Raw genomic sequence first — 25,018 nt, forward strand, 5'->3', positions numbered from 1 at the left:
GCAGCTGCCGACGTCGCCCCGACCGGCGCGCCCCGGAGCGAACCGACAACCGCTCGACGGCGTGATGATTGATGAGGGAACTTTCGTCGCCGCGGTCAAGGAGCGGTGGGCCCCCGCGGCCCGCCTCGGAAGGTGGCAGCCATGCGTGCAGCCGGCGCGAAGAGATCAGCCGCTGCTTCACTCGCCACACTGGCGTTGTTGATCGTGACAGCGTGCGGTGGCGGGGACGGGGGCACCGGGGAAAGCACTCCCCCGCCGGACGACCGCGTTTCGTCCAGCACCCGCGTCCTCGGGGTGAAGATCGACAACGTCGGGGCGGCCCGGCCGCCGACGGGGCTGGAGAGGGCGGACATCGTCTACCTGGAGCAGGTGGAGGCCGGTCTCAGCCGCATACTCGCCGTCTATTCGTCTGTTGTGCCGCCCGTCGTCGGCCCGGTGCGCAGCGCACGCGAGACGGACCTGGAGCTGCTTCGCCAGTTCAACCGGCCCACGCTCGCCTACTCCGGCGCGCAGAGCAAGCTCATGCCGCTCATCGAGGCGGCGCCGCTGGACGCGCTGTCACCCTCGGACGCACCGCGTGCGTTCTTCCGCAGCGGCGACCGCCCGGCGCCGCACAACCTGTATCTGCGCCCCGGGAACATTCCACAGCCCGGCTCCGGTACGAACGCCGCCGAGGACATCGGAATGCGCTTCGGCCCGGCGCCCTCCGGTGGCCGGCCCACCGCCGAGCGGACCGTGCGCTACCCGGCGGCCACGTTCGGCTTCACCTGGTCCCCGGACCAGAAGCGGTGGCTGGTGGAGATGGACGGCGCCCCCGCCCGTACGGCAGGGGGAAAGCGGCTGGCAGCGGCCACCGTAGTGATGCAGGAGGTCACCGTGCGCCCGTCGGACTTCGGGGACCGCTCGGGCAACAGGACGCCGTTCACCGAGACCGTGGGCTCCGGTTCCGCGACGGTGTTGCGCGACGGCAGGGCGTACGACGCGGACTGGTCGCGGGACGACGCGAAGTCCCGGACCGCGTTCACGGCCCCGGACGGCAAACGCATGACGTTCGCTTCCGGTCAGATGTGGATCGTGTACGTCGCACGCTGACCGGTCGCGGCGGTTCGCGGCCCGGTGGTTGTGGGGCCGACCGGTCTCAGACGCGTTCCGGGGCGCCCAGCAGCGCGGAAGCGGTCTCGAGCGGCGTGAGGACGGGGGGTTCGACCGGCAGGGGAACAGCGCGGCAGGTGAAGCCGAGGCGGGCCAGCGCCCTGGTCACTTCACCGGCGCTGAAGTCGCGACGGTCCTGTCCGGTGATCACTTCACCCACCTGCTTGACGGGGTAGTGACGACGGCCGATGATCACCGACTCGCCGGTGACCGGTTCGGGCTTGATGCCCTTCATCGACTCCTGCACGTCGACCTTGAAAAGGTCGAAGGGGAAACGGGCGATGACGCAGCGCATAAATGCCTCAGCAGGGTTGATGAGATCCGGAAATGATTGGCACGTCCGACAACGAGCCGAGAAAAAAATAGAAAAAGACGCCGACATGCACAGCGCCCCGGAAAAGCAATGAGCTGGGGCCCGCACCCCAAGGTGCGGGCCCCAGCTACGCCAGACGCCTCAGCGTCAGGCGGGAACGATGTTCTCGGCCTGCGGGCCCTTCTGGCCCTGCGTGACGTCGAAGTTCACCTTCTGGCCCTCCTGCAGCTCGCGGAAGCCCTGGGCGGCGATGTTCGAGTAGTGGGCGAAGACGTCAGCGCCGCCGCCCTCCTGCTCGATGAAGCCGAAACCCTTTTCCGCGTTGAACCACTTCACGGTGCCAGATGCCATGTCATATCTCCTTCGGGGCAGTGCCCGGAGCCGCACTGTGCGAGTTCCGGTGTCGCCGCGATGATTGCCCCTCCGGAAAAAACACCGGAAATATAAAAGTGCACCCGTCGGCATGAACGGCCGACAAGAGCACTTGAAGTCTTTGGGAACCACAACTGCAACTGATATTCACCGTAGCACGACTTGGGCGGGAGAGGGCTGCAAGTAATATCATTTCACCCGGAAGCCCTAAAACCAGCTCTGAAATTCTCGTCGCGCATCACGTTGTTTTCTGCACCCGCGGCCACAGGTATTCGCGAGCACACAGAGGGGCCCCGGTGCGTCCGGCACCGGGGCCTTAGGGGTTCAACACCATCTGTCGGCGCTTGGCGCCGACTCTTGTTTTTCCGCACGTCCGCCGGGGAGGCCGGAGGTGCGGGGCTTCTGATGCCTAACCGGAGACCACCTTCCAATCCGGGGTCGCGGTACCTGAGCGACGGGCTCCTCACTCAGGCGATCCTGATGGCGTCTGCTCCTCCCTTGCTGATCAATTCCGGCTTGCTCTGCTCTTCATGCGGTGCCGTGTGCACCGCGGGCGCCGGTCGTCTCTGCCGCGCTGTGCTGACTTCGTTGGCTACGTCAGAAACTCTAATCACAGGGAACTCAGATGTCTACCATCGTCACGACAGATATTCGCGGCAAGACGGCAGCTGTTCCGGCGCAACGGGTGGGCGCGGACGGCACGCGGCCGATCACCGCGATCCTCGCGGCGCACCGATCACGGCGCCTGTGCCACCGCCGTGACCACACCCGGCCGCGACCGGCGCAGCGGGCGGCGCTGCGTGTGCGGCGGCGCGACGCACAGCATGTGCCCCCGGCGATCCGGCGTCGCACAACTAAGCTGTATTTTTCGCGAGTTGGGCTCTCCGAAGCTCCACTCGCCGGGGAGGCCGGCGAGACGGAATGCGGAAGGCCGAAGCGCTACTGAGGGGTGCCCTGCATCGTGACCAGATCGGTCAGCGCCCGCAGACCCCCCTCGGCGAGCGCGCGGCGCTGGAGGTCGGCGGAGGTGCCCTGTTGCAGGAGCCGGTGGACCAGGGAGCCCACCTCCCTGGTGTCTCCCGATTCCTCCAGGGCGGGTCCGATGTGGTCCATCAGCTGGCAGATCACATCGCCCGCGCTGCGGAGCCTGCCGTCGGGCGCCACCAGCGAACCGCTGATGCCGTCCCGCGCGGCGTACCAGTTCGCGCCGTGCAGGAGTTCCGGCGGGCACTCGGTCAGCGGCACACCGGCCTTCTCCTCGCTGATGGCGGCCGCGACCAGAGCGCGCACGATCCCCGCGAACATGACGGCGTCGTCGGCCCTCATCTGCACGTCCATGCACCGCACCTCGACCGTGGGGTACCGGTCGGAGAGGCGGGCCTGCCAGTAGACCTGCCCGACGTCGCTGATGATCCCGGACGTCAGCAGTCCACGGACCCGCCGCTCGTGGTCGGCCAGGTCGGCGAAATGCGGCGGGGGCCCGCTGACGGGCCAGCGGCCGAAGATCACGGTGCGCCAGCTGGAGAAGCCGGTGTCGTGGCCGTCCCACAGCGGCGAGTTCGCCGACATGGCCACCAGCACGGGCAGCCAGACCCTGAGCCGGTTCAGGACGGCGACACCCATCTCCGGATCGGACACGGCCGCGTGGACGTGCATGCCATTGACCAGCTGCTCCGCGACCAGTTGCGGGGCCTGGGTCTGCATGGCGAGGTAGCGCGGGGAGCGGGTCACCGGGACCGGCGCCACCTCTCTGAACGGTGCTGTCCCGGTGGTGGCGAGCCGGCATCCGAACTCCTCTGCCGCGGCGCCGACGGCGTGACGCAGCCGCAGCAGATGACCGCCGACCTCCTCGAGATCGGAGCACACCGGAGTGGCGACCTCGACCTGTGCCTGCAACAGCTCGGACTGCACCTCGCTCCGGTCAACGATCGGCTCCAGACCGGACGACCCCCGCACCTCGTCCGCCAGCGGCACCGGCAGGCCCGTGTCCGGGTCGAGAAGGAGGTACTCCTCCTCGACCCCCACAGTGATCACGCCGACCCCGGTCAGCGTGCCGCGCCGGCGCGCGGGTGGCGGGAGAGCAGGACGCCGAGGGCGATCATGCCCACGCCGAGAGCGAAGTGCAACCAGTTGTCGGCCGTGTTGACCGGTACGAAGTTGGCCGCACTGTCATGGTCGATGAACAGGCCGTACAGCCACAGCGCCAGGTAGATCACACCGCCGACGACGAGATAGTTGCGCGCCGTGGACGCGGCGCGGGACATGGCCACACCGGCGATGCCGAACAGCAGATGCACGACGTTGTGCAGTACCGACACCTGGAACAGCCCGAGCAGCTTCGCCTCGGAGTCGTGCGCGGCGAACTTCATCGTGTCGTAGTCGGTGGTGATCCCGGGGATGAGGCCGAGTACGCCGACCAGCAGGAAGACCGCGCCGACCAGCAGGGCCGCTTGCTGCACAGGGGTCCGGGCGACCGACGCCGTACGGTGCTGAGCACTCATGACCGCGCTTCTTTCTCCTGAGGGCAGCCCACCGGACCGCCCGATCGGTCCCAGTACTACGCATTGTGTACCCAGTACCCCCGCGGTTGGCCAGCCCGCCCGACCGGGTCGTCCGCGGCCTGCCGAGGACCGCTCACCAGCGGTGACCGCGTCCTCAGGTGTGGACGACGCTGTTGCGGCCGTCCTGGTCGTCCGCGTGGCCGTCGTTGAACCAGTAGTCGCCGTGAGCGAGATAGCGGAAGCCGTAGCGCTGCTCCTTGGGGAGGGTGACGGTGACGGAGCGGGTGCCGTCGGCACGTTCGGTGAAGGGGTGGGCTCCCGGCTGCCAGTCGTTGAAGTCTCCGACCACGCTGACCTGCCCGCAGGCCTGGCCCGCCGGGATGACGAAGGTGATCTCCGTGTGCTTCTTACGTCGGCTGCGCTCCAGCATCGCTGAACCTTTCCTCGGGGGGAGTGCCTCAGGATCTCCGCCCGCCGGCCCTTCCAGCACGTCTTGTTGAGCCGACGGCGCCGCCGGTCGCCCGTATGGCGCACGCGGCGCCGGGTCACATGACAGCCGCGCCCTGAAGGAGCAGCAGCGCGACATCGACCGCGGCGATGAGGATCGCCGCGAGGAACGGCAGCCTCGGGCGCCGACGGCCCAGCAGCGCGCTGCCGCCCGCCACGGCCAGTGCCACCGCCAGCGCGGCCGCCCCGGCATCGCCGACCCGGCCGGGGCGGGCGAACGCCAGCAGCGCGGTGGCCGCCACCAGGGGAACCGGCAGCAGCAGCCGCACCCGGGCGGGGCCCAGCCGCTGGGGCCAGCCCCGTACGCCGGTGGCCAGATCGTCACCGATGTCGGGCAGCACGTTCGCCAGGTGCGCGCCGACGCCGAGCAGCGCCGCGCAGGCGACGATCCACCAGGGCGGCCAGGGCTGCCCCTCCAGTCCGAGCGAGACGAAGGCGGGAAGGGCCGCGAACCCGACCGCGTACGGCAGCCAGGACAGCGCGGTCGCCTTCAGGCCGAAGTTGTACGCCCAGGCCGCGGCGACGCCGGCGAGGTGGACCGTACCGGCGAGAGGGCCGTAGGCGAGGGACAGCGGTACGCACAGGGCCAGGGCGGTGAGCGCCGCACCGCGTACGGCGGTGACGCCGACCGTGCCGGCGACCACGGGTTTGGCGCGCCGGCCGGCGGCCGTGTCGCGCGCCGCGTCGACGGCGTCGTTGCTCCAGCCGACGGACAGCTGTCCCGTCACCACCGAGGCGGCCACCAGCAGGGACCCGGCCGCGTCCTGCCCGCAGGCCGCCGCCAGCGCGGTCATCAGGACGGTGACCGCGACGGTCGGACCCAGGTGACATGCCCTCAGCAGCCCGCCTGCCAGCCGTAGCCGGCGCCCCGCATCGGCACGCCGCGATGCGCGGCCCGCAGCGCCCGCGTCCACGTCGGCCTCAACGTCCACGCGCTCATGCTAGGCGGACCGGGCGCCGCCAGGAGGGACCCGCGGTGCGCCGCCGGGGCGTCGCCCGCGGCGAGTCGTGCCCAGCGGCCGGACGAGCGACATGGCGTGTGGCGGCGGCGAGCCGGGGCACTCATTGCAAGGTCTCCCGCCCCCGACCTCGGACCCCAGATGACCCGGATCGCAGCTGTTCACGGAGCTCTCGCTCCCCACCGGCACGCCCAACGCGAGATCACGGACATGATCGCCCGGGTGTGTCTGCCCGAGGGGACCGACCGCCGGGTGCTGGACCGGCTCCATGACAGCGCGAAGGTCCGTACCCGCCATACGGCACTCCCCCTCGACGCCTACGCGGATCTCCGCGACTTCGGCGCGGTCAACGACGCGTTCATCGAGGGGGCGCTGAGCCTGGGCGCCGAGGCCGTCGGCGCGGCCCTCGACACGGCGCGGCTCTCCCCGCGTGACGTCGACCTCCTGATGTTCACCTCGGTGACCGGCATCGCCACGCCTTCGGTGGACGCGCGACTCGTAGGCCCCCTCGGGCTGCGTCCGGACGTCAAGCGTGTCCCCGTCTTCGGCCTGGGCTGCGTCGCGGGGGCGGCCGGCATCGCGCGCCTGCACGACTACCTCCTGGGCCGTCCCGACGACGTGGCCGTGCTGCTGTCGGTGGAGCTGTGCTCTCTCACGTTCCAGCGCGACGACGCCTCACCGGCGAATCTCGTCGCCGGCGCGCTCTTCGGGGACGGCGCCGCGGCGGTCGTCGCGTGCGGGGCCCGCCGGTCGGCGGCGGTCACCGGGCCGGCCGTGGTGGACACCCGCAGCCATCTCTATCCGGACAGCGAGCACGTGATGGGGTGGGACATCACCGGCTCGGGGTTCCGCGTCGTGCTGGACGCCAGCGTCCCTGACGTCGTACGCAAGAACCTGGCCGCGGACGTCGACGGGTTCCTCGCCGGACACGGTCTGCGCCGCGCGGACATCACCGCGTGGGTGTGTCACCCGGGCGGACCGAAAGTGCTCGAGGCGGTCGAGGAGGCGCTCGAACTGCCGGACGGCGCACTCGACGTCACCTGGAGGTCGCTGGCGGCCGTGGGCAATCTGTCGTCCGCCTCGGTGCTCCACGTCCTGCGCGACACCCTCGCCGAACGCCGTCCGCCCGTCGGCAGCGCGGGGCTCCTGCTCGCCATGGGCCCGGGCTTCTGCTCCGAACTCGTCCTGCTCCGCTGGTAGGGAGAGGAACTCATGCTCTGGTACGCCCTGTTGGTGCTCGCGGTCGGCGCGGAACGCGTCGCCGAACTCGTCGTGGCCCGCCGCAACGCCCGCTGGAGTCTGGCCCGGGGCGCCGTCGAGGCGGGACGGCGGCACTATCCGGCGATGGTCGTCCTGCACACCGGGCTGCTCGCCGGCTGCCTGGCCGAAGTCTGGTGGGCCGGGCGGCCGTTCGACCCGGTGGCGGGCTGGACGGCGACGGCCGTCGTAGTGGCCTCCCAAGCACTGCGCTGGTGGTGCATCCGCACTCTCGGGCCCCGCTGGAACACACGCGTGCTGGTCGTGCCGGGCCTGCCGCTGGTGTCGGGCGGACCGTACCGCCTGTTGAGCCACCCCAACTACGTGGCGGTCGTGGCCGAGGGGCTGGCCCTGCCGCTCGTGCACGGCGCCTGGGTGACCGCCGCGCTCTTCACCGGCCTCAACGCGGCCCTGCTCACCGTACGGATCCGCTGCGAGAACGAAGCGCTCGGGCTCGCTCCGCCGCGTACCGCCGGCAGCGGGGCGGGTGCCCGGCCGTGATCGACCTGCTCGTGGCGGGCGGCGGACCGGCGGGGCTGGCCACGGCCATCCAGGCGGCGTCGGCCGGTATGGAAGCGGTCGTGATCGAACCGCGCGCCGCGCCCGTGGACAAGGCGTGCGGTGAGGGCATCATGCCCGGTGGCGTGCTGGCCCTGGAGGCCCTGGGCGTACGGGTCGGCGGCCGCGCACTGCGCGGTATCCGTTACGTCGACGGGCGCCACCGCGCCCAGGCGTCCTTTGCCGACGGCTCGGGCCTCGGGGTACGCCGTACGGAACTGCACGCGGCGATGGCCCGGCGAGCCGCCGAAGTCGGCGTCGAGGTCGTCACCGGCAGGGTCTCGGAGGTGCGCCAGAGTGCGGACGGGGTGAGCGCCGGGGGCCTGCGGGCGCGCTGGCTGGCCGCCGCGGACGGCCTGCACTCGCCGTTGCGCCACTCGCTCGGCCTGGACCTGCCCAGCGGACGGCCCCGGCGCTTCGGCCTGCGGCGGCACTACCGGGTGGAGCCGTGGACCGACTTCGTCGAGGTGCACTGGTCCGTCTTCGGCGAGGCGTACGTGACACCGGTCGGTGACGGCCTGGTCGGAGTGGCCGTGCTCAGCACGGCGAAGCGCGGTTTCGACGCGCACCTGGCCCACTTCCCCCACCTGTTCGAGCTGCTGGACGGCCGGCCCTCCGCCGGCTCCGTGCGGGGCGCGGGACCGCTGCGCCAGCGGGCCCGCCGTCGTACCGCCGGGCGCGTCCTGCTCGTGGGCGACGCGGCCGGATACACCGACGCGCTCACCGGTGAGGGCGTCGCGCTCGCGCTGGCGTCGGCCGAGGCGGCGGTGCGGTGTCTGAGGGCGGGACGCCCGCAGGCGTACGAGCGGTGCTGGCGGCGGCTGTCCCTGCGGCACCGGCTGCTCACGGAAGGTCTCGTGCGGATGACGGGTCACGCGGCCGTCGCCCGTCTGGTCGTACCGGCGGCGGCCAGGATGCCGTCGGCCTTCGCGGCGGCTGTCCGCGCGCTGCAGTGACACCACCGCCCGGGGCGCCGTGAACCGTCGGCTGCCGGGTCACGGTGCTCGCCGTCCCCGGCCGCCCCGGGATGCGGATCGGGGCCGGCGGAGGTGCCATGGATGCAGGCAGAAGGAGGTGGCAGCGGCCATGGCGCGTCCGGTGTGGAGTGGGGCCCTGACGTTCGGGCTGGTGTCCCTGCCCGTCCAGATGTTCACCGCGACGGACAGCCACACCGTCCACTTCCACCAGCTCCAGCGCGGAACGTCGGACCGGGTCCGCAACAAGCGGGTCAACGAGCGCACGGGCGACGAGGTCCCGCTCGACGAGATCGTCAAGGGCTACGACGCGGGCGACGAGTACGTGCTCATCGAGCCCGGTGAGCTGGAGGACATCGCTCCGGGCCGCTCCCAGGCGGTGGAGATCTCCGGGTTCGTGGACCTGGAGCGGGTGGAGCCGATCTTCTTCGACAAGACGTACTACCTGGGTCCGAAGGGCAAGGAGTACGCCAAGATCTACGCCCTGCTGGAGAAGGCCCTTGGCGAGGCGGGCAAGGCGGGGATCGCGACATTCGTCATGCGCAACCGGCAGTACCTGGTCGCCGTGAAGGCCGAGGGCGGGCTGCTGACGCTGCACACGCTGCACTGGGCCGACGAGATCCGGGATCCGCGCAAGGAGATCGGTTCCCTGCCCGGCCACACCGATGTCACGAGCCGCGAGCTGAAGATGGCCGGGCAGCTCATCGAGACGCTCAGCATGGAGTGGCAGCCCGAGGAGTTCCACGACACGTTCCAGGAACAGGTGACGAAGCTCATCGAGGCCAAACGCACCGGCGAGTCGGTCGAGAAGGCGGAGCCCCCGGCCGAGTCCACGAACGTGGTCGACCTGATGGAGGCGTTGCGGGCCAGCGTCGATCATGCCAAGGGCTCCGGGAGCTCCCAGAGCCGCGGGAAGGGGAAGTCCGCCCCCGTCGCCCGGATCAAGGACGCCGCCGGCAAGCGCCGGACCGGCGGCGCGGCGAAGCGCGAGCAGGAGCCGAAGCAGACGCAGAAGGCACAGCAGACGAAGGCTTCGTCGCTCGACTCCCTGACCAAGGCGGAGCTCTACCGGCGCGCCACGGACGCCGATGTCCCGGGCCGTTCCTCCATGACGCGTGAGGAGCTCATCAAGGCGCTCAGCGGCAGACGCGGCCGGCGCAAGGCCCAGGCGTCCTAGACGGGTGCCGCTCCCGCGAGCGCGCGCAAAGCCTGCGTCGTGAAGTCGTCCAGGGGGTAGAAGAGCTCGATCGCCAGCTCCGACAGCGTCACATCGGCCGGGGCTCCGAACGTCGCCATGGTGCTGAACATCGACAGCTCACCCATCGGGGTACGCACGCGCAGCGGCACCTGTACCGGGCCGGGCCGCGCTGCCGGGTTGCCGGGACCGCCCGTCTCCTCGCGCACCGTTGCGGGGTACCGGCGCACTTCGTCGTACAGCGCGCGCAGTTGCATGTCGCCGGTGGCGTTGACCTGGCGCAGCAGCCGCTCCAGGAACAGGCCCCGCACCTCGGCGAGGTTGGCGAGCCGCGAAGCCAGCCCGTCCGGGTGCAGGGTCAGGCGGAACACGTTGGGCCGGGGCTCCAGCAGATGCGCCGGTACGCCGTCCATCAGTACGGACATGGCCCGGTTGCCGGCCAGCACGTTCCAGCAGCGGTCGACCACGACGGCAGGGTACGGCTCGTGCGCCGTCAGCATCGTGCCGAGCGCGGAACGGACCGAGGCCATGCTCTCGTCGTCGAGACCGCTCTCCTGGTACTCCGGTGCGTACCCCGCGGCGACCAGCAGCGTGTTGCGCTCGCGCAGCGGGACCTCCAGGGCGGCGGAGAGCCGGAGCACCATCGACCGGCTCGGCCGGGCCCGGCCGGTCTCCACGCAGGAAAGATGCCGGGCGGAGGTGTCGGCCAGAAGAGCGAGGCCGAGCTGGCTGAGCCTGCGGCGCCGACGCCACTCCCGTAACAGGGCACCCACCCGCGACAGTTGTTCCGCATCCATGCCCGGAGGATATCCACCCATGGATCATGGCGGCCATGACCTGGGAGGTCATTGTGTCCGGGACCTCCGCGGTGCCACGGTCTCGGCAGGAGAAGCCGGGACCGGTCAGGCTCGGCCCACCACGACCGAGGGAGACCCGTATGACCGCCCCTGCCACGACAGCCCGGCGCCGGACGGCCGGCCGAGCGCAGGACAGCCAGCTGCGGACCAGCCTGCGCGTCGACAGCTGGAGCACCGCCGCCTTCGGAGTCGTCCTGCTGGCCGGCGGCAACTGGCTCAGCGGCCCGCTCGGACTGCCGGTCACCTGGTCCGTCCCGTTCGGGATCGCCATGCTGGGCGGGGCCGCCGCGCTCGCTCTCATCGCCGGCGCTCCGCGGATCCCGTCCCGCCCGGTCATGGCTGTCGCGGTGGGCAACGCGCTCTCCTGCGTGGCGCTCCTGCTGATCGCGTTCACGGGCGTCGTGCCGCTCACCGGCCTCGGCATCGCGTTCATGGTCGTCGGAGCGGTGGTGGTGGCGGTCTTCGCCGGGCTGGAGTACGCCGGACACCGCCGGGCCGGGAGCGCCGGGCCGGCCGGTGGCCCCGGAGCCGGTGAGAGCGCCGGGCATTAAGCGTCCGGCGGGGGGCAGAGGGAAAGAAACCGCGCCGCGGCCTGCCCGACCCGGTCGTACATGTCAGCCGTGGTGGGGTCACGAACAGCACGTACACACAGCATTGCGCCCGGGCCGCAGCCGGCCCGCCGCGCCGCGGAGAGGCAGTCGTCTTGCGTAGTGTCGGAGTGGAGGAGGAGCTCCTCCTGGTGGACGCGCGGACCGGTGAGCCGCAGGCGTTGTCCACGGCGGTACTGGCCGCCGTGTCCCGGGAGGGCGGCGGTGAGGCCGAGGTCTTCGAGGCCGAGCTGCACCGGCAGATGCTGGAATTCGCCACCCGGCCGCAGACCGGAATGGGGGACCTCGCGGAGGAGATCCTCCGCTGGCGGGCGGAGGCCGCGCGCCATGCGGAAGACCTCGGCGCGGCCGTCGTCGCCCTGGCGACGTCTCCGCTGCCCGTCAGCCCGGCAATCGGCAGCGGCGAGCGCTACCAGTGGCTGGAGGAGCAGTTCGGGCTGACCACGCAGGAGCAGCTCACCTGCGGCTGCCATGTACATGTGTCGGTGGACTCCGACGAGGAGGGCGTCGCCGTCCTGGACCGGATCCGGCCGTGGCTGTCCGTCCTGCTCGCGATGAGCGCGAACTCACCCTTCTGGCAGGGCAAGGACAGTGCGTACAGCAGCTACCGCAGCCGGGTCTGGGGCCGGTGGCCGTCGTCCGGGCCGGTGGAGATCTTCGGTTCCGCCGACCGGTACCACGAGCAGGTCGACGCCATGGTCGGCACGGGGGCGCTGCGGGACAAGGGGATGATCTACTTCGACGCCCGGCTCTCACACCACTACCCCACCGTCGAGGTGCGGGTCTCCGACGTCTGTCTGGATCCCGGTACGCCGGTGCTCCTTGCCACGCTGATCCGTGGTCTCGTGGAGACGGCGGCCCGCCAATGGCATGCCGGTGAGCCGCCCGCGCGGCACGGCGTCGGCCTGCTGCGGCTGGCCGCGTGGCGAGCGGGCCGGTCGGGGCTCGAGGGAGAACTGATCCATCCGGGCACGATGCGCCCCGCACCGGCCGAAGCGGTGGTACGGGCGCTGTTCGATCATGTCCGTGACGCCCTGGAGGACAGCGGCGACGTGGTGGCCGCTCAGGAGGGGCTCGCGACACTGCTCAAGACCGGAAACGGGGCGCGCGTCCAGCGTGAGCTGCTGAGCCGGAGCGACGGCCTGAGCGGCGTGGTCACCGAGTGCGTGCGCAGGACGCGCGGGTAGGTCACGGGTCCCCGGCCCTGGATGACCGGCGTACGGGCGCCACATGCGGGAGCGCCGGCCGACGGGTGACGTCGGCCGGCGCGCTCACGGCCGGAAGCTCAGACTGCGGCAGGGATCAGAGGACTCCGGAGTCGGAGACGGTGACCTTGGCCTTCGGCTTGCCGCTGGACGTGCCGTAGCCCTCGATCTTCTTGACGAGGTCCATGCTCTCCTGGTCGGCGACCTCGCCGAACACGACGTGCTTGCCGTCCAGCCACGGCGTGAGCACCGTGGTGACGAAGAACTGGGAGCCGTTGGTGTTCGGGCCGGCGTTGGCCATCGACAGCAGGCCCGGCTTGTTGTGCGTGAGCTTGAAGTTCTCGTCGGCGAACTTCTCGCCGTAGATGCTCTTGCCGCCGGTGCCGTCGCCGCGGGTGAAGTCGCCACCCTGGAGCATGAAGGCCGGGATGATCCGGTGGAAGGAGGAACCGGCGTAGCCGAAGCCCTTCTCGCCCGTGGCCAGCGCGCGGAAGTTCTCCACCGTCTTGGGAGCCACGTCGTCGAACAGGTTGAAGGTGATCCGCCCGGCGGGCTCGTCGTTGATGGTGATGTCGAAGTAAGCCTTGATCGTCATGCCTCTATCCTGACATCCCGGACCGCGTCCCGTGCATCCGGCATCCCGCATGGGCGTTTCCGGGTCCTTCAGTGAGGCCGATGGCATATGCCAGAAGCACCACCGTATCGAGTGTTGCCAAATCCCTTACGGGCCTATCCCGGCTGTGCCACAGTCGTAACTGGTCCATCCATCAGACCTGGCCTGGCCGCGCCTGTATCGGAGTACGACATGCCGTCCCATCTCTTCGCGGACCGTCCTGCGCCACAGCCTCCCGAGCGGGGCTCGGTCGACGCACTGATTTCGCAGACACGTCGGCTGCGCGGCGACGTGGACGCGGTGCGCCGGGACGCGGTCACGGTGGACGACGAAGACCCCCAGGTGCGCTGGCAGCGAGCCCTGTGCGACCTGGCGGTTCATCAACTCGACGATCTGGGCGCCCATTTGGGGCAGCTCAAGGCCGGATTGCCCGCCCGGGCGGAGGAAGCACCTGCCGACCGCTCCCCGGCCACGGGCGGCGACGCGGCGTTACTCTGCCGAGTCGGCAGCGCCGAGTGGAACCTCCTGACCGACGAGGCGAGCTGGTCCGACGACCTGTACGAGATCTTCGGCCGCTCGCCGCAGAGCGGGCCGCTGACGCTCGACGAGCTGCCGTCGATGCTGTTCGCCGAGGACCAGGGCTTCCTCGCCTCGATGGTCACGGACTGTCTGGTCGACGGGAAGCCGATCGACGGCGAGTTCCGCATCGTGCGCACCGACGGCGTCGTACGGACGCTGCACATGATGGGCGAGCCGGTACTCGACTCCGACGGCTGCACCGCGTCGATGTGGGCGGTACTGCGGGACGTCAGCGAGCTGCGCCGCAGCCAGCGGGCCGTACGCGAGACCCGTGACTCGCTCCAGCGTCGGCGGCACATCGACCGGACGGAGCACCGGATCGCGGTCGAGCTGCAGGAATCCGTGCTGCCGCCGTGGCGCGGTTCGCTGCGGCTCCCGCACGGCGGGCCCGCCGCTCTCGACCTGGCCGCCCACTACCTTCCGTCCGCGTCGAGCGCGAGGATCGGCGGGGACTGGTACGACGCGCTGGAGCTGCCCGACGGCCATACGCTGCTGACGGTCGGCGACCTGACCGGCCACGGGGTCGCCGCCACCTCCGGAATGGCCATGCTGCTCGGTGCGCTGCGCGGGATGGCCATGGCCGGGATCGCGCCCGGAGCCCTGATGGGGCATCTCAACCAGCTGCTGGAAGCCTCGACGCAGCCCGCGCTCGGCAGCGCGATGTGCTGCCGCTACGACCCGGTCACCCGGCTCATGACCTGGGCTCAGGCGGGCCACCCCGCCCCGCTGCTGTTCCGCGACGGGACGGGGCGGGCGCTGACGCCGCCCGAGGGCGTACTGCTCGGGGCGACATCCGGTGCCGCGTACGAGCAGGCCGAAGTACAGCTTCGCCCAGGGGACATGCTGGTCCTGCACACCGACGGGATCGCGCGCCGCAGCCCCACCGACGATGCCGGCCCCTCAAGGCTGCTGGATCTCGCGCCGCGCTTCGCCGAGGCCCGCAGCGCGCAGGAGTGCGTGCGGCTGGCAGTCGAGGAGTTCGGCGAGGCGGAGCGTGAGAACGACGCGTGCGTGCTGATCGCCCGGATCGCGGCGTAGGCGCGTAGCCGCAGCTGTGGTTGACGTAGTTGGTGTGGTCGTAGGTGTGGAATCTTTCGCCCGGACCTTCCGGATCTAGATGCTGGTACTCCTGTTCGCCTTCTTGGCGGGCAGCGCCAGCTGGATCTCCTCACGCAGGTCTTCGATCTTCGGGTACCCGGCGTACTCACCGGTGAGCCGGTACATCTGGCGCAGCCGGTCCCACGTGCGGTGCGACGAGGTCTCCCCCATCGACACCAGCGCGAGGCGTGCGTACCGGTCGGCCTGTTCCGGATCGTCCGCGATGAAGCACGCGGAGGCCAGGGACAGGTAGTCGAAGATCTTCGACCGCTGCCTGCCGCCCTCCCGGAGATGGAGCGCCTGCTTGGCGTGCCGCTGAGCCGTGACCGCCGCCGAGGGGTCGTGCTCGGCGAGCGTACGGAAGGCGAGAGCCTGCATGCCGTGCATGTCGGCCTCGTCGAACATCTGCATCCAGCTCGGCGGTGGGACATCGCCCTTGTCCGACACGAACAGTTCCTCCGCCTCCCCCAGTGTGCGCCGCATGGCCTGGCCGCGGCCCATGGCCGCCTGTGCCCAGGCTTCGATGGTGTGCAGCATGGCGCGCGTGCGGGGCAGCATCTGCTCGCCGGATCCGGATTTGGCGAGCTTCATCAGGTCCAGGGCGTCGTCGGGCTTTCCGAGATGCACCATCTGGCGGGCGGCCCGGGAGAGGGCCTCCCCCGCGCGGGGGCGGTCGCCGCCTTCGCGGGCCGCGTGGGCGGCGATGACGAAGTACTTCTGGGCGGTGGGTTCGAGGCCGACGTCGTGGGACATCCAGCCCGCGAGAACCGCCAGGTTGGCGGCCACGCCCCACAGCCGGCGCTGGAGATGGTCGGGGTGATGGTAGGCGAGCATGCCGCCCACTTCGTTGAGCTGGCCCACCACCGCCTTGCGCTGGAGACCGCCGCCACGGGCGGCGTCCCAGGCGCGGAACACTTCGACGGATCGCTCGAGCTCTTCGATCTCCTGCGACCCGATGGGGGCGGCCTCGTAGCGGTCGTACCCAGCGGGGTCGGCGTGCAGGGGATGGTCGGTGCGTGGAGCGTCGGCCGTCAGAGCGGGGTCGGTGTGCAGCCAGTCGTGCATGGCGCTGCTGAGTGCGGAGCCTGCGGCGAGCGCGGCGCCCGCGCCCACCAAGCCGCGTCGGTTGAGCATGAGGTCCATTCCCGTGAATTCGGTGAGGACCGCTGCCGTCCGTTCGGGCGCCCACGGCAGACCGTCGGGATTCTCTGTGTTCCTGACGTCTCGCCGTTTCCCCGTGCGCCCGTGCCGGTCGAACCCGAGGTCCTCGATGGTCACGACACGGCCGAGTCGCTCGGTGAACAGAGCTGCCAGCACTTTGGGCACGGGATCGCGAGGGGCTTCCCCCATGTCGATCCAGCGTCGTACGCGCGAGGTGTCGGTGGCCAGTTGCGGATGGCCCATGGCCGCCGCCTGCCGGTTCACCAGTCTCGCGAGTTCGCCCTTGGACCAGCCGGCGAGGCCGAACAGGTCTGCCAGGCGGGTGTTGGGTTCTCCGGTCACTTCAAGCCCCCAGGTTCTCGGCTGATTTCGACAGTAACCCCGTGTCAGATGCGCCGGGGATATTCGCCAGGGTTCGCCAGGGTCCGCCAGATGGTGTGCCACCCGCAGGCGGGTGTCAGGTAAGAAAGCGCCACCCCGTTCCGGCAACCGGCCGGCATTCCCCAGGGTGCTGACCGGTTGCCGGGGCGGGCGGCGCACGTAACTCGTCGGCGCGCGAAGGGATCTGTCCCATGTACACAGCATCGTCCTCCGTGTCCGCCCCGCCTCGGCCGTACCGTCCAGTGGCGACGGGCAGCGGACCGTATCTCGATCCCAACCACGCCGGCGGAGCGTCACTCGGCGCGGGACGGGCCCGGCGCGCGGCGGCAGGGCTGGGTTCCCAACCGCTCAGCGGGAGACTCGACTTGTCCGGCCCCCAGGGCGCGCAGCTGCGGAAGGCCATCGCCTCGGTGCACCGGATCTGCCCGGAGTTCAATCCGGTGCAGGTACTGCGCCGCAGCGGACGGTCCGTACTGCTCGTCGGCACCACAGGCCGCGCGACCGCGGTCGCCAAGTGCTTACTGGACCACTCCCCCGCCTGGGCGGAGAGGTTCCGGCACGAAATAGCTGCTTACCGCGCGTTCGTCCGGCACCGTCCACCCGTACGTGTGCCCCGGCTGATCGCGGCGGACCCCGACAACTGCGCCCTGGTGATCGAGCGGATGCCCGGCCGGGTCGCGGCGCTCACCCGGCATCCGGCCGAGGCGCCGCCGCGGGCCGATCTGCGGGCCGTGCTCGGCGCGATCACGCGGGTCAACGCGTGGCGGCCGCCCCCCGGCATCTTCGACGCGCCGCTCGACTACGCCTCGCGCATCTCCCGGTACCACGCGTTGGGTCTGCTCACCGACCGGGATCAGGGAGACCTGCAGAAGCTGCTCCACGGGGTCGCGCACGCGACCGGAGGCCGCCAGAGCATGGGCCAGTTCTGTCACGGCGACGCGCTGCTCTCCAACATCCTGATGTCGCCGGCCGGTCCCGTACTGGTCGACTGGGAGCACGCGGGCTGGTACCTGCCGGGGTACGACCTGGCGACGCTGTGGGCGGTGCTGGGCGACGCTCCGGCGGCGCGGCGGCAGATCAGCCAGCTGGCGCAGGCACCGGGCACGGCCTCGCGGGACGCCTTCCTGGTGAACCTGATGCTCGTACTGACGCGGGAGATCCGTACGTACGAGACCGCTGTCCAGCGCACCATGCGCGAGGCCGCTCCGGTGGGCGGGGCGGCGGGGCAGGCGCCGACGGGTGCCCTGTCGACCGGTGAGGAACAGCGGTTGTTGCTGCGGCGACTGCACGACGACTGCGCGATGGCCCGGCGGGCCGTTCGCGCGGCTGTCGGCACCCGCTGACGAAGAGGGGAACGCACTGGCCCACCCGGCGGTCACCGCCGGGTGGGCCAGTGCATGGTCATGTGCCGTGCCGGTGAAGGTGGTGACCGAGGGACAATGGCGGTGTCACCGCCCGCGTGCCGGAGCGGGCGCCGACGGGAAGAGTCTCTCCGTACCCGACCGGGAAGGCACATCACGATGATGAGCACGGACGGCAATGCCGCGTACGGGAGGAAGCCCTTCGTGCGGTCGAAGAGCCACTTCGCGGACCGCATCACGGCCGCTGGCAAGGACGGCTGGCCCGTCGAGGCGGGCCGCTACCGGCTCGTGGTGAGCCGCGCCTGCCCCTGGGCGAGCCGCGCGGTGGTCTCGCGGCGCCTGCTCGGCCTGGAGGACGCGATCTCCCTCGCCGTCGCCGACCCGGTCCAGGACGACCGCAGCTGGCGGTTCACCCTCGATCCCGGGGGCCGCGACCCCGTACTGGGCATCCGGTACCTGAGCGAGGCCTACGACGCGCGCAAGACGGATTACGCCGACGGGGTCAGCGTCCCCGCGATCGTGGACGTACCGAGCGGCAGGCTCGTCACCAACGACTACCAGCGGATCACGCTGGACTTCGCCACCGAGTGGACGGCGCTGCACCGTCCGGGCGCACCGGATCTCTACCCGGAGCCTCTGCGCGGGGAGATCGACGAGGTCATGGAAGGTGTCTACCGCGACGTCAACAACGGGGTGTACCGGGCCGGGTTCGCAACGGAGCAGAGCGAGTACGAGGAGGCCTGCCGGGACGTGTTCCGGCGGCTCGGCCTGGTGTCGCAGCGGCTCGCGGACCGCCGCTACCTCGTGGGGGACACCATCACGGAGGCGGACATCCGGCTCTTCACGACCCTGGTGCGGTTCGACACGGTCTACCACGGTCACTTCAAGTGCAATCTGTGGAAGCTGGTCGAGGATCCTGTGCTGTGGGCGTACGCGCGCGATCTCTACCAGACGCCCGGATTCGGGGACACGGTCGACTTCGACCACATCAAGCGGCACTACTACCGGGTGCACACCGGCATCAACCCGACCGGGATCGTGCCGCTGGGCCCTGAGCTGTCCCGTTGGCTGACCCCGCATCACCGGGAGGAGTTGGGCGGGCGGCCGTTCGGTGACGGTACGCCGCCGGGTCCGGTCCCGGCGGGTGAGCGGGTGGCGGCGGAGGGTCGGCCGTAGGCCGAATCCGCGGAGCCTTCCCCTCCCGCTCTTCCCGCTGGGAAGGCGCGCGGTCCGCCGTATCCGGACGTGCGCGGCGGGGAGTGCTGGGTGAAGCTGGACACCCCACGCCGACCGGGCACGTACGTGCCGGCCCCACCGACGAGAGGTGCCGATGGATCCCGTCGAGGCTCTGGAGCGGATCGCGTTCCTGCTGGAACGGGCCCAGGCACCCACCTACCGCGTGCGCGCCTTCCGCACGGCCGCCGCCACCGTCGCCGCGCTCCCGGAAGGCGAGGCGGCGAGCCGCGCGGCGGCGGGTTCGCTGGAGACGCTCAAGGGCGTCGGGCCCAAGACGGCACAGGTGGTGCGCGAGGCGCTGGCGGGAGGGGTGCCGGCGTATCTGAAGCGGCTGGAGGAGGAGAGCACGGGGCCGCGGACCGAGGGCGGGGAAGACCTGCGCGCACTGCTCCGTGGCGACTGTCATCTGCACTCGGACTGGTCGGACGGCGGGAGCCCCATCGAGGAGATGGGCCGTACGGCGGCGGCGCTGGGCCACGAGTGGGCGGTCCTCACCGACCACTCCCCCCGGCTGACGGTCGCCAACGGGCTCTCTCCCGAACGGCTGCGCGAGCAGCTGGAGGTGGTGGCCGGGCTCAACGAGCGCTGGGCGCCGTTCCGGCTGCTCACCGGCATCGAGTGCGACATCCTCCTCGACGGCTCGCTCGACCAGGAACCCGAGCTGCTGGAGCAGGTCGACATCGTGGTCGTGTCCGTGCACTCCAAGCTGCGTATGGACGCCGCGGCGATGACCCGCCGCATGGTCGCCGCCGTGAGCAACCCGCACGCGGACATCCTCGGGCACTGCACCGGCCGGCTGATCTCCGGGCGCGGACGGCCCGAGTCGCAGTTCGACGCCGACGAGGTCTTCGCCGCCTGCGCCTCGTCGGGCACCGCCGTGGAGATCAACAGCCGGCCGGAGCGTCTCGACCCGCCCAAGCGGCTGCTGCGCCGGGCGGTCGACGCCGGTGTGCTGTTCTCCGTCGACACCGACGCACACGCGCCCGGCCAGCTCGACTGGCAGATCTACGGGTGCGCCAGGGCCGAGGAATGCGGCGTGCCGGTGGAACGGGTGGTGAACACGTGGGCCATGGACGACCTCCTGTCATGGGCCCGTACGCGCGACATCCCGTCGTCCGGTGCCTGAACCGGCCCGCGCAGGGGCAGACGGGGAGAGAGAGCACGCCGGACGTGAGCCGCCTGGAGGTCCCATGAGCACCGAAGCCTGGATGCTGCTCGCCGTCGCCGTGGTCCTGGTGGTGGCCACGCTCGCGGCTGCGGTCTTCGTGCTCGTACGGCTGGTCCGCGCCCGCCGGAGCCTGCGCGAGGCGGGGCTGCCGGAGGGGCGCCCCTGGGTCTTCTGGGCCGCTGTCGCCTATCTCGTGCTGCCGGCGGATCTGATGCCCGACCCGGTGTTCCTCGACGACATCGGCGTACTGCTGCTGGCTCTGAAGTCGGTGCGCGCCGGGCGTGACGTGACCTGACGTCAGCTCCTCTGCGCTCTAGGGACACTGGTTCAGACCACTGACGCGCCGCAGGCCCGCGGGCCGTCGCGGCGAAACTCCGCCGCACCCACGCTGACGTGCGAAATCCACGCGGCTGAGCCTCATTGACGGATCGTCCGGGAGCCGATACCCCTGGAGTCGAGTCCCCGCCCGCAGGCCCTTCGCGTACCGCCCGTCCCTGGAGGCCGCATTGCAAGGATCCGTCACGTCACGATCCACGAGCGCATGCAGAGGTGCCTGGCAGGCGGGGGGCTTCGTGGCGTGCGCCGCGCTGGTGCTGCCGCTGCTGTCGGCAGGCCCTTCCGCGACGGCCGAGCAGCCCGCGTCCGGTGCGTTGCAGCGTGAGTTCGCGGCGGCCGCCGCGGAGTACCGGGTGCCGCGGAGTGTGCTGCTGGGTGTGTCGTATCTGCAGTCCCGCTGGGACGCGCACGGCGGCGCGCCGAGTGTGACCGGCGGCTACGGCCCGATGCACCTCACCGACGCGGAGGCCGCGCTCGAACAGGCTCCGCACCACACGGACTCAGGAGAGGACCCGCGCGGTGACGACGCGCGCGCCGCGCGCACCGGTGGCGAGACCGGGCTGCCGAAGGCGTCCGAACTCCCCGCGCGCCTCAAGACCTTGGAGCGGGCCGCCGCCCTCACCGGGCTGCCGGACACGGAGCTGAGGCAGCGCCCTGCCGCGAACATCCGGGGCGGCGCCGCGCTCCTGGCCGCGGCGCAGAAGCAGCTCGGGCAGCCGCTCAGCACCGACCCGGCCGACTGGTACGGCGCGGTCGCCCGCTTCTCCGGGGCCGACGACACGGCGACCGCGACGACGTACGCCGATGACGTGTACGACGTGATCCGGTCGGGCCGGCGGCGTACGACGGACAGTGGCCAGCAGGTCGCCCTGCCCGGCGCCCCCGGTCTCGAGCCCGACCGTACGCACGTAGCGGACCTCGGACTGCGGACCGCAGGCACCGGGCTCAGCGAGTGTCCGAGGACGGTGGCGTGCGAGTGGATCCCCGCGCCGTACCAGGAGTTCGGGGACGGCGACTACGGCAACCACGACAAGGCCGAGCGGCCCGCCGGCCAGGGGATCGACTACATCGTCGTCCACGACACCGAGGCGACCTGGGACACGACGCTCAAGCTGGTCCAGAACCCGGAGTACGTGTCCTGGCAGTACTCGCTGCGTTCCTCGGACGGTCACATCGCGCAACACGTACCGCTCAAGGACGTCGCCTGGCACGCGGGCAACTGGTACATCAACTCCAAGTCCGTGGGGCTGGAGCACGAGGGCTTCCTGACGTCGCCGGACGCCTGGTACACCGAGGCGATGTACCGCACGTCGGCGCGGCTGGTGAAGTACCTGGCGAAGCGGTTCGGTATCCCGCTGGACCGGCAGCACATCCTGGGCCACGACAACGTCCCGGGAACGACCACTGCCACCATCCGCGGGATGCACACCGATCCGGGTCCGTACTGGGACTGGGCGCACTACTTCCAGCTGCTCGGCAGGCCCTTCACCCCATCGGCCGGCCCGAACAGCGGTGTGGTGACCGTCCGGCCCGAGTACGCGAAGCACCAGCCGCTCTACACGGACTGCGTGAAGGCCGGCCAGCCCTGCGCCCCGCACGGTTCGGGAGCTGTCCGTCTGCACACCGCGCCGGCCGAGGGCGCTCCGCTGGTGAAGGACATCGGTCTGCGCCCGGGGGGCCAGGACTCGACGAGCGGTGTCAACGACACCGGAGCCCGCGCCTCGACGGGGCAGCAGTACGCCGTCGCCGAGCGCAGGGGCGACTGGACCGCGATCTGGTACCTCGGCCAGAAGGCCTGGTTCCACAATCCGGCCGGGCAGCCGACCGCCGTGAACGCGCGCGGTCTGCTGCTGACGCCGAAGGAGGGCGTCGCCGAGGTGCCGGTGTACGGGCGGGCCTACCCGGAGGCGGCGGCGTACGCCGGGACCTCCGTCCCGGTACAGGCGGTCTCACCGCTGCCGTACAAGCTGTTTGCCGGACAACGCTACGTCGTGGGCGACCGCGCCCCGGGCGAGTACTTCTTCGCTCCGACGTTCGATACCTCGGGGCACCGGGTGATCCGCGGCAAAGAGGCGTACTACGAGATCCAGTTCGGGCACCGGGTGGCCTATGTGAAGGCCTCTGACGTGCGCGTCCTCGCGTCGTAGCAGGGCACGGGGGGACGACGGGGCGCCATCGGCCACGACCGGCGATGGCGCCCTTTTTGTGTGACTAATGGGCGGGGGGCGTGGGCCGTACGGGCTACGGGTAGGGCTGGGCGGAATTGACCGGTCCGCGCGACGGTGGACGCGCGGACGTCCCTGAGAGGCCGGACCCGTACATGGCACAGCAGCCCTTCACACTCCCGGACTTCTACGTTCCGTATCCGGCGCGGCTCAATCCTCACGTCGACGAGGCACGTCGGCACACGCGGGAGTGGGCGCGGCGGATGGAGATGCTGGAAGGCTCCGGCATCTGGGAGGAGCGCGACCTCGAGGCGCATGACTACGCACTGCCCTGCGCGTACACCCATCCCGACTGCCCGGCCGACGTGCTGGCACTGGTCACGGACTGGTATGTGTGGGTCTTCTTCTTCGACGACCACTTCCTGGAGACGTTCAAGCGGACCCTGGACCGGAAGGGCGGGAAGCGCCACCTGGACCGGCTGCCGGCGTTCATGCCGATGGATCTGTCGGACGGGATGCCGGAGGCGGAGAATCCGGTCGAGGCGGGGCTCGCGGACCTGTGGGCCCGGACCGTGCCGAGCATGACGGGCGCCTGGCGGGAACGATTCGCCGAGTCGACCAGGAACCTGCTCAACGAATCCCTGTGGGAACTCTCCAACATGGACGAGGGGCGGATCGCCAACCCCGTCGAGTACATCGAGATGCGCCGCAAGGTCGGCGGCGCCCCCTGGTCGGCGGGGATCGTCGAGTTTGCCGCGAACGCCGAGGTTCCGGCGTCGGTGGCCCATTCGCGGCCGCTCGGCGTGCTGCGCGACGCGTTCTCGGACGCCGTACACCTGCGCAACGACCTCTTCTCGTACCAGCGGGAGGTCGAGGACGAGCGCGAGAACAGCAATGGCGTCCTGGTCCTCGAACACTTCCTGGGCTGTACGACGCAGGAGGCCGCCGAGGCCGTGAACGATCTGCTGACCTCGCGGCTCCAGCAGTTCGAGAACACCTCACTCACCGAGGTCGGACCGCTCTGCGCCGAGAAGGGCCTGAGCCCCGCCGAGACCGCCGCCGTACTGGCGTACGCGAAGGGTCTGCAGGACTGGCAGTCGGGCGGCCACGAGTGGCACATGCGCTCGAGCCGGTACATGAACGGGGGCGGGGCGGCGGCCGGGCCCGCCGAGAGCGGCTGGGGCATGGCGGCGGCGACGATCCGCTTCACCGCCAGGGCCGAGGCGGCGCGCCTGCGCAAGCACAGCCATGTGCCGTACCAGCACGTCGGCCCGTCCATCGTGCCCGACCTGGACTTCCCGTACGGACTCCAGCTCAGTCCGCACCTGCCGGGCGCGCGGGAGAGGAACATCGCGTGGGCGCGGCGGATGGGGATGCTGGAGCCACAGCCGGGCCGGCCCACCTCGCACGTCTGGGACGAGCGGCGGGCGCGGAACATCGATCTGCCGCTCTGCTCGGCGGGGCTGCATCCGGACGCGACGCCGCACGAGCTGGACCTGTCGTCGAACTGGCTGACCTGGGGCACGTACGGCGACGACCTGTACCCCGTGATCTACGGGCGCACCCGCGACCTGGCCGGGGCGCACGCGGCCAACGAGCGGCTGCGGCTGTTCATGCCGCTGGACGGGGAACCGACGCCGGAGCCGGCCGACGCGATGGAGCGCGGGCTCGCCGACCTGTGGCAGCGGACCGCGGGGCCGATGGACGACGCTTCGCGGCGTACGTTCCGCAAGACGGTGGACGACATGATCGCGAGCTGGGAGTGGGAGCTTGCCAATCAGGCGCTGCACCGCGTGCCCGACCCGGTGGACTACATCGAGATGCGGCGGTTCACCTTCGGCGCGGACATGACGATGCGGCTGTGCCGGCTGTCGCACGGGGACCGGGTGCCCGACGAGATCTACCGGAGCGGCCCGATCCGCTCGCTGGAGAACTCCGCCGTCGACTACGCCACGCTGATCAACGATCTCTTCTCGTACCAGAAGGAGATCGAGTACGAGGGCGAGGTGCACAATGCCGTCCTGGTCGTGCAGAACTTCTTCGGCGTCGACTATCCGACCGGGGTCGACATGGTGCACGAGCTGATGAAGGGGCGGATGCGGCAGTTCCAGCACGTCATCAGGGTCGAACTGCCCATCCTCTACGACGACTTCGGGCTGGATACCGACGCCCGTGAGATCCTCGACGGCTATGTGCGCGAGCTCCAGGACTGGATGGCCGGGATTCTCAACTGGCACCGCGAATGCGTCCGTTACCACGACGAGGACCTGCGGGGCGGGGGCGGCGGCGCCCCCTGGCACCTGAGCGGCCCCACGGGGCTGGGCACTTCGGCCGCCCGGGTCGTCACCCTGCTGGGCCGGCCGGCCGCCGCGCACAGGTAGCTCGCGTCGGCCGCCGCCGGTGGACCGGCCGCCGCGCACGGCGGCGCCGCACCGGCGGCGGAGGCGGCGGCACCGTCGGTA

General features: G+C 70.9%; 24 protein-coding genes. 15 read left to right on the forward strand and 9 right to left on the reverse strand.

All coding sequences use genetic code 11. The annotated features are described in order from the left end of the window. Nucleotides 1-141 precede the first annotated feature (141 nt). On the forward strand, nt 142-1,092 hold the full coding sequence (locus tag ACWIHY_RS06560; RefSeq protein WP_454374504.1) for a DUF3048 domain-containing protein: 951 nt from the start codon (nt 142-144) through the stop codon (nt 1,090-1,092). A gap of 46 nt (nt 1,093-1,138) precedes the next feature. On the opposite strand, the gene ACWIHY_RS06565 is transcribed toward ACWIHY_RS06560, so the two are convergent. Beyond that, complete coding sequence (locus tag ACWIHY_RS06565; RefSeq protein WP_454374505.1) at nt 1,139-1,447, reverse strand: SCO5918 family protein; 309 nt, start codon at nt 1,445-1,447, stop codon at nt 1,139-1,141. A gap of 165 nt (nt 1,448-1,612) precedes the next feature. Continuing rightward, nucleotides 1,613-1,816, reverse strand: a complete 204-nt coding sequence (locus tag ACWIHY_RS06570; protein ID WP_356654763.1) for a cold-shock protein — start codon at nt 1,814-1,816, stop codon at nt 1,613-1,615. A 646-nt stretch (nt 1,817-2,462) separates the two neighbouring features. On the opposite strand from ACWIHY_RS06570, the gene ACWIHY_RS06575 reads away from it, so the two are divergent. Beyond that, on the forward strand, nt 2,463-2,783 hold the full coding sequence (locus tag ACWIHY_RS06575; RefSeq protein ID WP_454374506.1) for a hypothetical protein: 321 nt from the start codon (nt 2,463-2,465) through the stop codon (nt 2,781-2,783). Here the strand turns inward: ACWIHY_RS06575 and ACWIHY_RS06580 are convergent. The 4 genes from ACWIHY_RS06580 to ACWIHY_RS06595 all read right to left on the reverse strand — a co-directional run bounded on the left by ACWIHY_RS06580 (nt 2,777) and on the right by ACWIHY_RS06595 (nt 5,777). Continuing rightward, the gene (locus ACWIHY_RS06580) at nt 2,777-3,871 is read right to left on the reverse strand and encodes a carboxylate-amine ligase (protein ID WP_454374507.1); all 1,095 of its coding nucleotides are present in this window, start codon (nt 3,869-3,871) and stop codon (nt 2,777-2,779) included. The two genes, ACWIHY_RS06575 and ACWIHY_RS06580, sit on opposite strands and share 7 nt — an antisense overlap. Before the next feature lie 11 nt (nt 3,872-3,882). Next, entirely contained in the window at nt 3,883-4,338 is a 456-nt protein-coding gene (locus ACWIHY_RS06585; protein WP_454374508.1) for a DUF4383 domain-containing protein, read from the reverse strand. A 154-nt stretch (nt 4,339-4,492) separates the two neighbouring features. Beyond that, on the reverse strand, nt 4,493-4,768 hold the full coding sequence (locus ACWIHY_RS06590) for an isoamylase early set domain-containing protein (protein ID WP_454374509.1): 276 nt from the start codon (nt 4,766-4,768) through the stop codon (nt 4,493-4,495). 115 nt (nt 4,769-4,883) lie between these two features. After that, the gene (locus ACWIHY_RS06595; protein ID WP_454374510.1) at nt 4,884-5,777 is read right to left on the reverse strand and encodes a UbiA family prenyltransferase; all 894 of its coding nucleotides are present in this window, start codon (nt 5,775-5,777) and stop codon (nt 4,884-4,886) included. 168 nt (nt 5,778-5,945) lie between these two features. Here ACWIHY_RS06595 and ACWIHY_RS06600 point away from each other — a divergent pair, with 168 nt between their 5' ends. The 4 genes from ACWIHY_RS06600 (at nt 5,946) to ku (ending at nt 9,770) form a co-directional block, all read left to right on the forward strand. Further along, nucleotides 5,946-7,004, forward strand: coding sequence for a type III polyketide synthase (locus ACWIHY_RS06600; protein WP_454374511.1), 1,059 nt, complete (start codon nt 5,946-5,948; stop codon nt 7,002-7,004). A gap of 12 nt (nt 7,005-7,016) precedes the next feature. Further along, nucleotides 7,017-7,562 carry an isoprenylcysteine carboxyl methyltransferase family protein gene (locus tag ACWIHY_RS06605; RefSeq protein WP_454374512.1) on the forward strand — a complete coding sequence of 182 codons (546 nt, stop codon included), beginning with the start codon at nt 7,017-7,019 and terminating at the stop codon, nt 7,560-7,562. Continuing rightward, nucleotides 7,559-8,575 carry an NAD(P)/FAD-dependent oxidoreductase gene (locus ACWIHY_RS06610; RefSeq protein ID WP_454374513.1) on the forward strand — a complete coding sequence of 339 codons (1,017 nt, stop codon included), beginning with the start codon at nt 7,559-7,561 and terminating at the stop codon, nt 8,573-8,575. The genes ACWIHY_RS06605 and ACWIHY_RS06610 overlap by 4 nt, the downstream gene beginning before the upstream one ends. A 130-nt stretch (nt 8,576-8,705) precedes the next feature. Beyond that, a complete protein-coding gene (gene ku, locus ACWIHY_RS06615; protein ID WP_454374514.1) occupies nt 8,706-9,770 on the forward strand; it encodes a non-homologous end joining protein Ku in 1,065 nt (354 codons plus the stop codon). On the opposite strand, the gene ACWIHY_RS06620 is transcribed toward ku, so the two are convergent. Beyond that, nucleotides 9,767-10,585: an MmyB family transcriptional regulator gene (locus ACWIHY_RS06620; RefSeq protein WP_454374515.1), complete on the reverse strand. Its 819-nt coding sequence runs from the start codon at nt 10,583-10,585 to the stop codon at nt 9,767-9,769. The two genes, ku and ACWIHY_RS06620, sit on opposite strands and share 4 nt — an antisense overlap. 140 nt (nt 10,586-10,725) lie before the next feature. On the opposite strand from ACWIHY_RS06620, the gene ACWIHY_RS06625 reads away from it, so the two are divergent. Together ACWIHY_RS06625 and ACWIHY_RS06630 are read left to right on the forward strand one after the other, a co-directional pair. After that, entirely contained in the window at nt 10,726-11,196 is a 471-nt protein-coding gene (locus ACWIHY_RS06625; RefSeq protein WP_454374516.1) for a hypothetical protein, read from the forward strand. A 152-nt stretch (nt 11,197-11,348) separates the two neighbouring features. Beyond that, entirely contained in the window at nt 11,349-12,440 is a 1,092-nt protein-coding gene (locus ACWIHY_RS06630; protein ID WP_454374517.1) for a glutamate--cysteine ligase 2, read from the forward strand. A gap of 115 nt (nt 12,441-12,555) precedes the next feature. Here ACWIHY_RS06630 and ACWIHY_RS06635 read toward each other — a convergent pair whose 3' ends face one another. Further along, on the reverse strand, nt 12,556-13,053 hold the full coding sequence (locus ACWIHY_RS06635; RefSeq protein ID WP_454374518.1) for a peptidylprolyl isomerase: 498 nt from the start codon (nt 13,051-13,053) through the stop codon (nt 12,556-12,558). A gap of 210 nt (nt 13,054-13,263) precedes the next feature. Between ACWIHY_RS06635 and ACWIHY_RS06640 the strand changes: the two genes are divergently transcribed. Then, the gene (locus tag ACWIHY_RS06640) at nt 13,264-14,688 is read left to right on the forward strand and encodes a PP2C family protein-serine/threonine phosphatase (RefSeq protein WP_454374519.1); all 1,425 of its coding nucleotides are present in this window, start codon (nt 13,264-13,266) and stop codon (nt 14,686-14,688) included. A gap of 75 nt (nt 14,689-14,763) precedes the next feature. On the opposite strand, the gene ACWIHY_RS06645 is transcribed toward ACWIHY_RS06640, so the two are convergent. After that, nucleotides 14,764-16,251: a DNA-binding protein NsdB gene (locus ACWIHY_RS06645; RefSeq protein WP_454374520.1), complete on the reverse strand. Its 1,488-nt coding sequence runs from the start codon at nt 16,249-16,251 to the stop codon at nt 14,764-14,766. 230 nt (nt 16,252-16,481) lie between these two features. On the opposite strand from ACWIHY_RS06645, the gene ACWIHY_RS06650 reads away from it, so the two are divergent. The 6 genes from ACWIHY_RS06650 to ACWIHY_RS06675 all read left to right on the forward strand — a co-directional run bounded on the left by ACWIHY_RS06650 (nt 16,482) and on the right by ACWIHY_RS06675 (nt 24,937). Further along, the gene (locus ACWIHY_RS06650) at nt 16,482-17,633 is read left to right on the forward strand and encodes an aminoglycoside phosphotransferase family protein (RefSeq protein ID WP_454374521.1); all 1,152 of its coding nucleotides are present in this window, start codon (nt 16,482-16,484) and stop codon (nt 17,631-17,633) included. A gap of 177 nt (nt 17,634-17,810) precedes the next feature. Further along, nucleotides 17,811-18,827, forward strand: a complete 1,017-nt coding sequence (locus ACWIHY_RS06655; protein ID WP_454374522.1) for a glutathione S-transferase family protein — start codon at nt 17,811-17,813, stop codon at nt 18,825-18,827. Nucleotides 18,828-18,981: 154 nt separating this feature from the next. After that, nucleotides 18,982-20,013 carry a PHP domain-containing protein gene (locus ACWIHY_RS06660; protein WP_454374523.1) on the forward strand — a complete coding sequence of 344 codons (1,032 nt, stop codon included), beginning with the start codon at nt 18,982-18,984 and terminating at the stop codon, nt 20,011-20,013. 64 nt (nt 20,014-20,077) lie between these two features. After that, entirely contained in the window at nt 20,078-20,350 is a 273-nt protein-coding gene (locus ACWIHY_RS06665; RefSeq protein ID WP_454374524.1) for a hypothetical protein, read from the forward strand. Between the two features lie 211 nt (nt 20,351-20,561). Further along, nucleotides 20,562-22,538 carry an N-acetylmuramoyl-L-alanine amidase gene (locus tag ACWIHY_RS06670; protein ID WP_454374525.1) on the forward strand — a complete coding sequence of 659 codons (1,977 nt, stop codon included), beginning with the start codon at nt 20,562-20,564 and terminating at the stop codon, nt 22,536-22,538. Nucleotides 22,539-22,711: 173 nt separating this feature from the next. Beyond that, nucleotides 22,712-24,937 (forward strand): terpene synthase family protein, encoded by a 2,226-nt coding sequence (locus ACWIHY_RS06675; RefSeq protein WP_454374526.1) that lies wholly within the window; start codon nt 22,712-22,714, stop codon nt 24,935-24,937. Nucleotides 24,938-25,018 lie beyond the last annotated feature (81 nt).

This window comes from Streptomyces sp. NPDC055287, assembly GCF_053646035.1.

Coding starts and splice junctions, on each gene's coding strand:
- ACWIHY_RS06675 (WP_454374526.1), top strand. CDS start 22,712: ATGGCACAGCAGCCCTTCACACTCCCGGACTTCTACGTTCCGTATCCG.
- ACWIHY_RS06665 (WP_454374524.1), top strand. CDS start 20,078: ATGAGCACCGAAGCCTGGATGCTGCTCGCCGTCGCCGTGGTCCTGGTG.
- ACWIHY_RS06650 (WP_454374521.1), top strand. CDS start 16,482: ATGTACACAGCATCGTCCTCCGTGTCCGCCCCGCCTCGGCCGTACCGT.
- ACWIHY_RS06635 (WP_454374518.1), bottom strand. CDS start 13,053: ATGACGATCAAGGCTTACTTCGACATCACCATCAACGACGAGCCCGCC.
- ku (WP_454374514.1), top strand. CDS start 8,706: ATGGCGCGTCCGGTGTGGAGTGGGGCCCTGACGTTCGGGCTGGTGTCC.
- ACWIHY_RS06605 (WP_454374512.1), top strand. CDS start 7,017: ATGCTCTGGTACGCCCTGTTGGTGCTCGCGGTCGGCGCGGAACGCGTC.
- ACWIHY_RS06565 (WP_454374505.1), bottom strand. CDS start 1,447: ATGCGCTGCGTCATCGCCCGTTTCCCCTTCGACCTTTTCAAGGTCGAC.
- ACWIHY_RS06600 (WP_454374511.1), top strand. CDS start 5,946: ATGACCCGGATCGCAGCTGTTCACGGAGCTCTCGCTCCCCACCGGCAC.
- ACWIHY_RS06560 (WP_454374504.1), top strand. CDS start 142: ATGCGTGCAGCCGGCGCGAAGAGATCAGCCGCTGCTTCACTCGCCACA.
- ACWIHY_RS06590 (WP_454374509.1), bottom strand. CDS start 4,768: ATGCTGGAGCGCAGCCGACGTAAGAAGCACACGGAGATCACCTTCGTC.
- ACWIHY_RS06640 (WP_454374519.1), top strand. CDS start 13,264: ATGCCGTCCCATCTCTTCGCGGACCGTCCTGCGCCACAGCCTCCCGAG.
- ACWIHY_RS06660 (WP_454374523.1), top strand. CDS start 18,982: ATGGATCCCGTCGAGGCTCTGGAGCGGATCGCGTTCCTGCTGGAACGG.
- ACWIHY_RS06575 (WP_454374506.1), top strand. CDS start 2,463: ATGTCTACCATCGTCACGACAGATATTCGCGGCAAGACGGCAGCTGTT.
- ACWIHY_RS06625 (WP_454374516.1), top strand. CDS start 10,726: ATGACCGCCCCTGCCACGACAGCCCGGCGCCGGACGGCCGGCCGAGCG.
- ACWIHY_RS06655 (WP_454374522.1), top strand. CDS start 17,811: ATGATGAGCACGGACGGCAATGCCGCGTACGGGAGGAAGCCCTTCGTG.
- ACWIHY_RS06570 (WP_356654763.1), bottom strand. CDS start 1,816: ATGGCATCTGGCACCGTGAAGTGGTTCAACGCGGAAAAGGGTTTCGGC.
- ACWIHY_RS06620 (WP_454374515.1), bottom strand. CDS start 10,585: ATGGATGCGGAACAACTGTCGCGGGTGGGTGCCCTGTTACGGGAGTGG.
- ACWIHY_RS06585 (WP_454374508.1), bottom strand. CDS start 4,338: ATGAGTGCTCAGCACCGTACGGCGTCGGTCGCCCGGACCCCTGTGCAG.